The 11,527-nt window shown below is 45.5% G+C and carries 7 protein-coding genes and 2 tRNA genes; 6 read left to right on the top strand and 3 right to left on the bottom strand.

The annotated features are described in order from the left end of the window. Positions 1-158 precede the first annotated feature (158 nt). Together R8G66_30405 and R8G66_30410 are read right to left on the bottom strand one after the other, a co-directional pair. Positions 159-244 (bottom strand) — tRNA-Leu (locus R8G66_30405). A gap of 88 nt (positions 245-332) precedes the next feature. Beyond that, positions 333-405 (bottom strand) — tRNA-Gly (locus R8G66_30410). A 228-nt stretch (positions 406-633) separates the two neighbouring features. Between R8G66_30410 and R8G66_30415 the strand changes: the two genes are divergently transcribed. After that, on the top strand, positions 634-1,485 hold the full coding sequence (locus R8G66_30415; protein MDW3196729.1) for a hypothetical protein: 852 nt from the start codon (positions 634-636) through the stop codon (positions 1,483-1,485). A 34-nt stretch (positions 1,486-1,519) separates the two neighbouring features. Next, a complete protein-coding gene (locus R8G66_30420) occupies positions 1,520-2,068 on the top strand; it encodes a hypothetical protein (protein ID MDW3196730.1) in 549 nt (182 codons plus the stop codon). A gap of 167 nt (positions 2,069-2,235) precedes the next feature. Here R8G66_30420 and mutS read toward each other — a convergent pair whose 3' ends face one another. Next, complete coding sequence (gene mutS / locus R8G66_30425; GenBank protein ID MDW3196731.1) at positions 2,236-4,848, bottom strand: DNA mismatch repair protein MutS; 2,613 nt, start codon at positions 4,846-4,848, stop codon at positions 2,236-2,238. Positions 4,849-5,236: 388 nt separating this feature from the next. Between mutS and R8G66_30430 the strand changes: the two genes are divergently transcribed. From R8G66_30430 to R8G66_30445, 4 genes are all read left to right on the top strand, one after another. Continuing rightward, positions 5,237-8,176 carry a SusC/RagA family TonB-linked outer membrane protein gene (locus R8G66_30430; protein ID MDW3196732.1) on the top strand — a complete coding sequence of 980 codons (2,940 nt, stop codon included), beginning with the start codon at positions 5,237-5,239 and terminating at the stop codon, positions 8,174-8,176. A 13-nt stretch (positions 8,177-8,189) separates the two neighbouring features. After that, positions 8,190-9,497 carry a RagB/SusD family nutrient uptake outer membrane protein gene (locus R8G66_30435; protein ID MDW3196733.1) on the top strand — a complete coding sequence of 436 codons (1,308 nt, stop codon included), beginning with the start codon at positions 8,190-8,192 and terminating at the stop codon, positions 9,495-9,497. A gap of 219 nt (positions 9,498-9,716) precedes the next feature. After that, positions 9,717-10,262, top strand: a complete 546-nt coding sequence (locus tag R8G66_30440; GenBank protein ID MDW3196734.1) for an RNA methyltransferase — start codon at positions 9,717-9,719, stop codon at positions 10,260-10,262. Between the two features lie 174 nt (positions 10,263-10,436). Beyond that, positions 10,437-11,525, top strand: a complete 1,089-nt coding sequence (locus R8G66_30445; protein ID MDW3196735.1) for a hypothetical protein — start codon at positions 10,437-10,439, stop codon at positions 11,523-11,525. Positions 11,526-11,527: the final 2 nt, after the last annotated feature.

The raw sequence follows: 11,527 nt of genomic DNA on the forward strand, positions 1-11,527 counted from the left end.
GTCATTATTGTTGTTTTGAGTGGTCAAGTCTTTTGAAACATTGCGCTCTCATGGATAGAAGAAGTCTTAAATCTAGGGCTCGATGTTTTTTTGATCCGGCATTCCTTGATTTAGAGTGCCCACAAACAAAAAATCCCGGCTTTCACCAGGATTTCTTGTACCTCCGGCGGGACTTGAACCCGCACGACCTTTAAGGGTCACGGGATTTTAAGTCCCGCGTGTCTACCAATTCCACCACAGAGGCATTATATCTGAAAGTCCTTCTTCTAAGAACTTATTGCTATCAAAAGAAATATGCCGCGCGAGGCGGCATACTCATATTAGTCCTTTCGAGCGGGAGACGGGATTCGAACCCGCGACCCCAACCTTGGCAAGGTTGTGCTCTACCAGCTGAGCTACTCTCGCTTTAGGATTTTGGCTTTCTACTACTTCAATCGGTTGACCGTCCGATTTTATTTGAAGTGGCTTTCAGCCTGTTCCTTTTTTCAAAGGGACTGCAAATTTATATCAACAGGTTACAATTCCAACAAACTCGCGCACAAAAAATCACACTCTTTTTCAAAGGAATACATGAACACTATCGGTACAAATCCTTAATTGATCGATATTTACCATTCGAATCCCTGCTAAGAAATGAGAACCGACCTAATCGCCCTGTTGCTGACCGTCGTAGCTTGTGGGCCTACACTCAAAGACCTGCCCTTAAGCTCCAGGTTTTCTGAAAAAGAAATCATTGGTCAATCCAATGATGCCAGACTCCAGGAAGCCAGCGGACTTGCAGTTTCATTCAAAAACCCCGGCCACCTCTGGACGCATAATGACAGTGGCGGTAAACCGGAATTGTACCTCATCAATGAAAAAGGAGACGTGGCCATGACGGCTCGCCTGAAAGGTGCAAAAAACCGAGATTGGGAAGATATCGCCATCTCCCGCGATGGATCAGGGTATGTCTTCATCGGTGAAATCGGTGATAACAATGCCGTTCACGAATCCCTGACTATTTACCGGATTGTAGAACCCGCTATAGACAGCACCAATAAAAAAAAGGTGAATTATGACCAAATGACCATCCAATATGAGGAAGGTGCCCGGGATGCTGAGACCCTGATGGTCGATCCATTTACTAAAAATTTGATTTTGCTCACCAAAAGAGAAGATAACATCCTGGTGTACTCCTTTGCTTTTGAAGCTGGAACATCTAAAGTAATCGCTTCAAAAGGAACGATGCCGCTCACGTGGCTTACCGCCGGAGACATCAACGCCAAGGGAGACATACTCATCAAAAATTACAATCAGGTTTTCTATCTTGAGAACAAAAACAAAACTCCAATCGTGGAACTCCTGCTCAATGGAAAGCCAGAATTGATCGACTATGAAGTCGAAAAACAAGGTGAAGCCTTGACGTGGAGTCTTGAAGGCAACAGTTTTTTCTTATTGAGTGAGTGGAATGATGATCAGCCTCAACCACTTTATCGATACTACTAGCATGATCAAGCACTGTCAACATAACTAAGCAATTATGGTCCATTTACTTAGAAATGGAACATTCATCGCTCCATTTTACGTCTTCATCAAATGCCCTGAATCTCATACCTCCGGAGTTCTTAATGCACTAAAGTTGTCCGAATGGAAGTTGTCTGATGGGCCACTTGGCCAGTCTTTTCATAAGGATCATCGTCATTTTTATCTCGCACGGTCTAAAGAATGGCTTCACCTGATGGATGATGGTTATTACACCTTGTGGAACGACCAGAACTTTAGAGAAAGGATTCCCAAATTAAGTCGGCACTTCCCAATTTTCGCTTGTTGGGTAGGTGATACGGAAGACTCCTTTGGTTTTCAGCTTTTTCTTAAAGAAAAGCTAGTGCGAGAGTACATCGTAGAAGACCCTGATTTCAATAGGATATTGACCGCTCGTTACCAGGGAAAACGACTTTCGATTGAAAAAAGGGCCTTGAAACAAAAAGACGCAGAAGACAAAATAATTGCAATGGCCAAAGGGCTTGGCGTGAATGTGGAGCATAATCCGGACGAAATCAGGGCTTATTTTAAGAAGATTGGTGGTTGAATTCAGTACGTGGATAAACGCGTAAATGAGATACCGGTCTTTTTTCAGCTTATTCGGAATTTAAGCTGAAAAAAACCCTGACCGGGCGTCCGGCATGGACGCGCTTATCAGCAAATTTTGAATTGTCAAATTGACTGAGTGTCCCCGAGGCTCTCGAAGTGTGACAATTACTTCCCTTTCAAAATATCCTTAAGCTTATTCAATTTGAGTAAGGCCTCAACCGGAGAAATGGTATTGATGTCAATCTCTCCTAAAGCTTTGACGAGTTCTTCAAATTTTGGATCGGCTTCAAAAAGGTTGAGTTGGAACTGACTGCTGGGAATATCCTCGATCTTTTTCTGGTCTCCTTTTGGGAGTTTTTCCTTTTCCAGATAATGAAGGATCTCATTGGAGCGGATCACCACTTCATTGGGCATCCCTGCCATCTGGGCTACATGGATACCAAAGCTGTGCTCGCTTCCGCCCTCTACCAGTTTTCTTAAGAAGACCACTTTATTTTCCAGCTCCTTCACGGACACATTGAAATTCTTGACCCTTGGCATTTCTTTGGCCAGGTCATTCAATTCATGATAATGGGTTGCGAAAAGGGTCTTGGCCTTGTATTTTGGATGGTTGTGCAAATGTTCGACAATGGACCAGGCGATGGAAATCCCGTCGTAAGTACTCGTACCTCGACCGATCTCATCCATGATCACCAGGCTGTTTTCGCTCAAATTGTTGAGGATACTAGCAGTCTCCGTCATTTCAACCATGAAAGTAGATTCACCTCGAGAAAGATTATCCGAGGCTCCAACCCGGGTAAATATTTTATCAACAATGCCGACTTTGGCGTATCCAGCTGGCACGAAACAGCCGACTTGAGCCATCAACGCGATCAATGCTGTTTGACGAAGCAGCGCTGACTTACCTGCCATGTTGGGTCCGGTAATGATGATCACCTGCTGAGATTCACTGTCCAAATACACATCATTAGGTACATAGGACTCACCGTGAGGAAGCGACTTCTCAATGACCGGGTGACGACCTTGCTTGATGTCAAGCACCGATTCATTGGATAACGAAGGCTTTACATAATGATTTTGCTTGGCCAGAGAGGCAAAATTGCTCAGACAATCAAGGGTAGCCAGTACTTGCGCATTCTGCTGGACGGGATTGATGAACTCGGAAGCATGTGCCACCAATTCATTGTACAATTTGGTCTCAATGACCAGAATCCGATCCTCCGCATTGAGGATCTTTTCTTCATATGTCTTGAGTTCATCCGTGATGTATCTCTCCGCATTGACCAGCGTCTGTTTTCGGATCCACTCCGGCGGCACCTTGTCTTTGTGCGAATTAGTTACCTCTAAATAGTACCCAAAGACTTTATTATAGGCGATCTTCAACGAGGAAATGCCTGTCTTCTCCATCTCTCGCTCCTTGATCTGAAGGAGATAATCCTTTCCGGAGTGAGAAATTTTTCGCAGCTCATCCAACTCATCATTGATTCCATCCTGGATCAGCCCACCCTGATTGACCAGCATCGGCGCATCTTCTTTGAGTTTTTCGTCAATTTCATTGGTCAACGTCTCGCACAAATTGAGCTGATCTGCAATCCGATGGAATACCTTGGTTTCCGAAGCACGCAATGCCTCTAAAATAGGAGCAATACTTTTCAAGCTTTTCTTCAGCTGGAGCATTTCCCGTGGATTGATCCTCGCTGTAGCCACTTTGGAAATTAACCTTTCCAGGTCAGCCATTTGTTTGAGTTGCTCTACGATCTTTTCCAGCAATTCTTCTTCATCGAGTAGTGCCTCTACCGTGTTTAGTCGGCCTTCAATCTGTTCGCGGTTCTTCAACGGCAACACCAGCCACCTCCTCAATAAACGGCTACCCATGGCTGTAACAACCTGATCGAGGATATCAATCAGCGCGGTTCCATCGGGTTGATTAGATTGCACCAGTTCCAGGTTGCGAACGGTGAACTTGTCCAACCACATGTATTTGTCCTCCTCTAATCGTGAGATCGAAGTGATATGTCCTACTTCTTTGTGCTCCGTGGCATCCAAATAATGCAAAATTGCCCCGGCAGCAATGATCGCATTCGATAGTTCCTCAATGCCAAAGCCTTTCAAAGAATTGGTTTTGAAGTGTTGGATCAGCTTTTCGTATCCGAAATCGTAGGTATAAATCCAGTCGTCCAGTGCCAGGTCATTGTAATGATCGCCAAAGGCAGCATCGTAATGGTCCCGCTCGGCTTTTGAATAAATGATCTCGGCGGGTTGAAACCCCTGGATCATCTTATCCAGATAGGGCTTATCCCCTTCGGTGACGAAAAACTCCCCCGTCGAAAGGTCCAGAAAAGCGATTCCTACACCATCTCGGGTATAGTGAATAGAAGCGAGGTAATTGTTTCTTTTTTGCTCCAGTACATTGTCATTCATGGACAAGCCTGGCGTAACCAACTCCGTAACCCCTCTTTTTACAATCCCCTTCACCGTTTTGGGGTCCTCCAACTGATCACAGATGGCTACCCGATGACCCGCACGAACCAATCGGGGCAAGTAGGAATCCAGGGAATGATGCGGGAATCCTGCCAGGGCTACCTCAGAAGCAGAACCATTCGACCTTTTCGTCAGAATAATATCCAGCACCTTGCTGGCAGTAACCGCATCGTCGGCAAACGTCTCATAAAAGTCGCCTACTCGAAACAACAATAGTGCTCCGGGGTACTTTGCCTTAATGGCATTGTACTGCTTCATTAAGGGAGTTTCCTTGGCTTTGGCTTTGGTCTTTGCCATCAGTAGGTCAGTGGTGGTTTATTGCAAAATGGATGATCAGCAATATTAACCTGTTTGGAGATCAAAAAAGAGGATCTGCCCCAATGGAATTGATGTGTTATGGGAATTTATTTCTTACCCCGCTTTTCTAAGAATAGTAGATGAGAATAAAATTCTTTTTCTCCAAAGATGATGGGTGCCTTTAACTGTTAATTAACCTTAAACGCATATCCAAGCATAATTTTTTTCTGTTTTTCTGTACTTCTCTGGTGTTTTATTACAAAAACGGCTAAATGCTAGTAAAAATCCATGTCATTCTTTGGTCTCTTAGAGAAAATCGATAATCTTCCTTTTTTTTAATTGCCGCCTGGCAAATTCATTTTTTCAACAAACTCAAAATTTCCAAACCATGAAGAAAATTTACTGGCAATTCAGTTGGGTCTTTCTGCTGCTCCTTTCGGTGCAAGTAGCGTGGGCTCAAACGACCGTATCCGGTCGGGTAACGGATAAAAATACCGGTGACGGACTCCCGGGTGTTACCGTGATCGTGAAAGGAACCACCGTAGGAACAACTACTACGGTCAGCGGAGATTACAGCATCAGTGTGCCATCAGGCTCAGACATATTAGTATTCTCTTTCATCGGCTTTGCCGCGCAAGAAAAGGAAATAACCGGAGGAACACTGGACGTTCAACTTTCTGAAGACGTAACGAACCTTGAAGAGGTGGTAGTCACGGGTCTTGCTTCCAACATCAAACGTTCCAATCTTGCGAACAATGTTTCCACTGTAAATGCTAAAGCGCTGACAGGAACCACGACCGGTGCCACCCTGGATGGGGCACTTTATGGCAAAATGACCGGGGTGAACATTAACTCAGCAGGTGGTGCTCCCGGAGGACAAACCGCTATGAGGCTGAGAGGAATATCTTCACTTTCCGGCAACAACCAGCCGTTGTTTATCGTGGATGGGGTTTACATCAGCAACACCCAACTGACTAATGGTTCTTCTGTGGCTTCTGGTGCCAATGCCGGCAGAGAAGAAGGTGGGTCGAACCGGGTTTCTGACATTAATCCTGAGGACATTGAAAGCATTGAAATCCTTAAGGGCGCTTCCGCTGCAGCCATTTATGGGACGCGTGCTAATGCCGGGGTTGTGATCATCAATACGAAGCGAGGTACCGATGGTAAAACTCAAATTCGATTCGATCAGGATTTTGGTTTCAATACGATACAAAACTTCGCTGGAAGAAGAACCTTTACTGAGGAGACAGTTGCAGCTCAGTTTGGTGCCGGAGAAGTGGCCAACTTCCGAGCTGCACAGCAAGCTGGGCGTATTTTCAACTACGAAGAGGAGCTGTATGGTGAAGAAGGGTTCATTTCTGATTCCAGGCTCTCTATTTCTGGAGGAAATGACAAAACCAAGTTCTACTTCAATACCAGCCGTCGCGATGAAGATGGCATCATGAAAAGAACTGGCTACGATCGAACTTCCATTCGATTGAACCTGGATCACAAAATCTCAGATGATCTGAAGATTGGATTTTCTTCCAACTACGTGAATAGTACTGCCGCACGAGGACCTGTAGGTAATGAAAACAATGGTGGATTCAGTGTTGGTTACAACCTGGCACTGGTTACTGCCGATTGGGAAGACCTCTTCCCCGATGAAAACGGCAACTATCCTGATGGTCGTTTTGCCGCAACAAACATCATTTTCAACAGGGATCGAATCGACAATGATGAGGAAGTGAATCGATTGTTGCAGGGTGTCAAAGTGGATTATAATCTGCTACGTCGAGATAACTTACAAGTGAAACTGGTCGCCAATGGAGGTCTGGACTTCTTCCTTGCCAAAACCTTCGTTTACATTCCGGAAACGCACCAGGTGCAGCGAAGCACGACCAATGGATTCATCAGTGCAGGGCGAAACAATTCTTTGCAGTACAATTATCAGGCCTTTGCGGTGGTGGACTTCTTTACCGCGAACAACATCAGTCTGAATGGTCAGTTTGGTATCTCTTACCTGAATTTCGAAAGTGATGAGACCATCAACCAAACCACACAATTAGTGCCTACCCAAACCAACTCGGGTCAGGGTAATGCTTTTAGTACTTTCCAGCGACTCACAGCTGAAGAAGAATTCGGGATCATCGGTCAGGGACAATTCAACTGGGACGACCGTGTAATTGCTACAGCTGGTATTCGTTTTGATAAATCGAGCCTGAATGGAGATCCAAATAAATATTTTGCATTCCCCAGAGCATCGGTTGCGGTAAATGTCGCCAATTTCGATTTCTGGAGTGTGAGCGCGATGAACTTACTGAAAGTTCGTCTGGCTTATGGTGAAACAGGAAGTAGTGCTCGATTCGGATCTTTATTCACTCCTCTTGGGGCAACCTCTGTTGGCGGCGTACTGGGCCTTAGCTTACCGAATGTTGGCCAGAATGGATTTGCAGCACAGCTTGGTGACACTAACCTGGAGCCTGAAACTTCTCAGGAAATTGAGTACGGGATCGACATGGCGTTCCTTGACGGACGTTTCGGACTTGAATTCACCGGTTATCAAAGGGACGTCAAAAACCTGATCTATCCTTTCTCGTCCATTCCATTGTCTTCAGGGTTCTCCAATCAGATCCGGACTGATTTCGATCTGAGAAATCGTGGAATTGAGATCGCTTTGAATGCCAACCCAGTAACCAATTCGTTCCTGAACTGGAATACAACCGTAAGTTGGTGGTACAATGAAGCACAGGTTGACCGACTGGGCATTGGAGAATTCCAGCCTTCCGGTGAAGGATTTAGCCTGACGTTTGGTAGCTCATTTATTCGTGAAGGAGAAACAGCGACCTCTCTAGCTGCAAATATCGGTGGAGTACCTACCATCATCGGCGATGCCGCTCCTGATTTCCAAATGAGCTGGTTCAATGAATTGACCATCGCTAAAAATTTCAACTTGTCCTTCTTGTGGCACTGGAAAGAAGGTGGCGACGTACTGAACCTGACCAAACTGCTGTCTGACTTTGGTGGGGTCACTCCTGATCTGGATGATCCGGATGTAGTGGCCAACCCACGTTTCGCAACGGATGGTGCTCGTGCTTACATCGAAGATGGTACTTACATTCGATTGAGAGAGATCGGATTATATTACAACATTCCTTTGGTCAATGCGGGTCCGCTGCAGCAAGCAAGAATCGGTGTATCCGGAAAAAACATCCTGACCATCACTGATTACACGAGCTACGATCCTGAAACGTCGGCATTTGGTCCTTCAGGACTGTCTCAGGGAATTGAAGTTACTCCCTTCCCAAGTGCCAAGCAGTTTTACCTTCACTTAGGTGTCAGATTCTAAATATTGACTAAAGATGAAAAAATTATCATTAATCACTCTATTAAGTCTGGTCTTCATTTTCTCAGGATGTGAGATCGACGAAGTTCCGAATCCTAACGGACCGAACCTATTCGATTTTCTAGGCAACCCAAGTCAGCAGGACATTGACCTGTTGGTGGCAGGACTGGAAGCTCGTGCCCGGGACGGTGTTGGAGGATTCATTACCGCAACAGGGACTATCTCCAGGGAGTTGTACTTTTTCAACTCATCGGACCCTACAACTACGGAAACCTTGCCCGGAAAAGACGGAGCTACCCTAAATGGGTCTGAGCCGCAACTTACAGGTACCATGTTTGCTCGCTATCAGGCAGTCAAGAGTGCCGAGTTCATCCTTGATGCGGTGGAAGTAACCAGTGCCGTTCTAACCGAAGCTCAACGGGATGGTTATCGTGGTGTTGCCAATACGTTCAAAGGTCTCATGCTCCTGGATGTCCTGGATCTGTTGAATTCTAACGGCGTTCGTGTAGATGTTCGCGACCCTGAAAACCTGGGACCTTATTTGTCCCGAACGGAAGGTTTCGCAGCTATTCGATCCATCCTAGATGAAGGATTTAATCAGTTACAAGGTGGTGAATTCTTGTTCCAGCTTTCTTCAGGATTCGCTGGCTTTGATACTCCAGCCACTTTTGCACAATTCAATCGTGCGGTAGCTGCCCGAGTTGCGATCCATCAGGGAGACTATGCGGGTGCCCTGAGCCTGGTACAGGCTTCTTTTTTGGATATCGCCGGTGACTTGACCGTAGGTCCTAAGCGCGTTTATGGCAATAGCGGTTTTGAAGTGCAGAACCCGATCTTCAAAGCCCCTCAACAAAGTGGAGATCAGTTTATTGTAAACAATCGAATGATTTCGGACATTCAGGCCGGAGATACCCGTATCAGTAAGTTTCGAATGAGAAATGATCCGGTGGGAAGAGATGGTCTGAATGGCACGCATGAGATTGCCCTTTATGCTACAGCGACTTCTCCGAAGGACCATATCCGAAACGAGGAACTGGTACTGATCTACGCTGAAGCCAATATCCAGCAAGGCAATTTTGCTGATGCCATCACAGCATTGAATGCCATTCGTAATGCTTACGGTCTGGGGGATTATGCAGGTGCCGGTGCAGAAGCCGATCTGATCGATGAGATGCTGTACAACAGAACGTATTCATTGTGGGCAGAAGGCCATGCGATGTTTGACCTGAGGAGATATGGTCGATTAAATGACACCTTCTTGCCAAATGACAGAGCGGGAGACATCATCCACACGGAGTTCCCAATTCCTCCTTTTGAACAATAATCATACTATTACATAATTTAAAAAGCGGTGCCAGGAGGTACCGCTTTTTTTGCGTTCAAAACCTAAAGATTATTTCAAGGAATCTGATCTGGAATATTATCTCCTGTGGCAGATACCGGCACTAAGACCAATATATCCAGCACTACCAAATATCATTAGAAGCCTACCTTATCAGCTGACTGGTTTACTGATCAACAGCAGATATCATAATTTCGCAAGGTGAGAAAACTGAAAAACGAAGAGCTGGGCCGCCTATCAGTAGAGGAATTCAAAGCCGCCAAAAAACTCAATGCCTGCCTGGTACTGGATAACATCCGCAGTATGAACAACATTGGGTCTGCGTTCCGAACCGGTGACGCCTTCCGCATCGAAAAGATCTACCTGACGGGGATTTCTGCCACACCTCCCCACCGAGATATCCACAAAACAGCCCTCGGTGCAACCGACTCAGTAGACTGGGAACATGTAAAGGATACACTCGAATTGATCAAACGCCTTCGAGAAGAAGGATATCAGATCGTTGCACTGGAACAGGCCGAAAACAGCATGACTTTGGAGGCATTTGAGCCTGATCCAGACAAGAAATATGCCATCGTTTTTGGTAACGAAGTATTCGGGGTAGATCAGGAAGTAGTTTCTCAATCAGACATTTGTGTCGAAATTCCACAGTTCGGGACCAAGCATTCACTCAACATCTCGGTAAGCATTGGCGTCATTCTTTGGGATTTTTTCTCAAAAATAAAGCCTTCATTTACAGATAGTTAGGGCCCTTTCTCCTTATTAAGCAAAGTTTTTTCACGTCGTTCCCTTTCAAAACCGGGAATACTTCAAGACTTACAAGTCTTCTAGTTAGGGAAGGTACAATCACGCTGTTAACAATTGTACTTTATGAATTAAAAATATAACTTTAGATAGCTTAATAAATAAACTTGCCGTATTATGAATCGATTACTCAAAGCGGGTGTATTCGCCATTTTCACCTTGCTTGTTATCCACGCACAGTCTCAAAACATTCTTTTAGTTGACAATAGCGCCGGTGCCCCAGGTGGCACTCATGTGTATGCATCGATATCTGATGCACTTTCAGCCGCAGTGGCCGGAGATATTATCCATGTGAAACCTAGCACGGTTTCCTACGGAGACTTTACCATTACCACAAACGACATTTCTATTTTCGGAGTGGGCTTTAATCCTTCCAAGGATGTGCCCACTTTGTCCATTTTTGGAACTGTCAATGTCCAAACAGACAATGTTCGCTTAGCCGGCTTGCAAATCACAACGCTTAATGCTGCTGAAAGTCTTTCCGGAACAATTGCTTTTGATGGATTGACGATCGATGGTTGCAACATACAATCCATTGATATAGGCGATGGTAACGACACCTTTACGAATGTCATCCTGCGTAATAATGTCATTGGCCAATTGGGTACTGCAGTTACAACCGCAATCGCCTTAGATGTTAATGCAGGCTCCAGTAGTGTACTCATTACTAACAACGTGATTGCTGGAAGGTCTTTTGGAAGTCTGGATTGCGATGGAGGTTGTACGATCAGAAACAACATTTTTATTGGAGACGGGACCGGAGAATATGCTTTTGAGACCGTGGGTACTTCAACAGTATTCAATAACATTTTCTATGGGAAAAATCCTGCAGCCAGACTCACCTTGTCTGACGTGAGTTTTACCAACAATTTCGCTGTGGGAGCACTGGACAATGCACTTGGGACCGGAACAGGGGTTACCGAAACGGGTACCATCACCAGCATCACAGATCCCGCAACAGTATTCGAAGACGCCAATATTGCTGTTCAACAATTCTGGGATTTCAGTTGGGATCCGGCAATCGCTACCAGCGCCACTTCATTGATTGGTGCAGGCAACGACGGAACTGATGTTGGCGTAACTGGAAGCACCACCGGATGGTCAACCACCGGAACACCTCTTCCCTTGATTCAAGTCATGAACCTTTCTGACATTGTGCGGCAAGGAACAGATCTTGATGTATCAGTACAGGCCGAAGGGAATTGATC

This window comes from Cytophagales bacterium, from assembly GCA_033344775.1.
GTDB lineage: Bacteria > Bacteroidota > Bacteroidia > Cytophagales > Cyclobacteriaceae > JAWPMT01.

Excerpts from the sequence above, each read along its gene's own strand:
- R8G66_30445 (MDW3196735.1), top strand. The coding sequence starts at position 10,437 with ATGAATCGATTACTCAAAGCGGGTGTATTCGCCATTTTCACCTTGCTT.
- R8G66_30415 (MDW3196729.1), top strand. The coding sequence starts at position 634 with ATGAGAACCGACCTAATCGCCCTGTTGCTGACCGTCGTAGCTTGTGGG.
- R8G66_30430 (MDW3196732.1), top strand. The coding sequence starts at position 5,237 with ATGAAGAAAATTTACTGGCAATTCAGTTGGGTCTTTCTGCTGCTCCTT.
- R8G66_30420 (MDW3196730.1), top strand. The coding sequence starts at position 1,520 with ATGGTCCATTTACTTAGAAATGGAACATTCATCGCTCCATTTTACGTC.
- mutS (MDW3196731.1), bottom strand. The coding sequence starts at position 4,848 with ATGGCAAAGACCAAAGCCAAAGCCAAGGAAACTCCCTTAATGAAGCAG.
- R8G66_30435 (MDW3196733.1), top strand. The coding sequence starts at position 8,190 with ATGAAAAAATTATCATTAATCACTCTATTAAGTCTGGTCTTCATTTTC.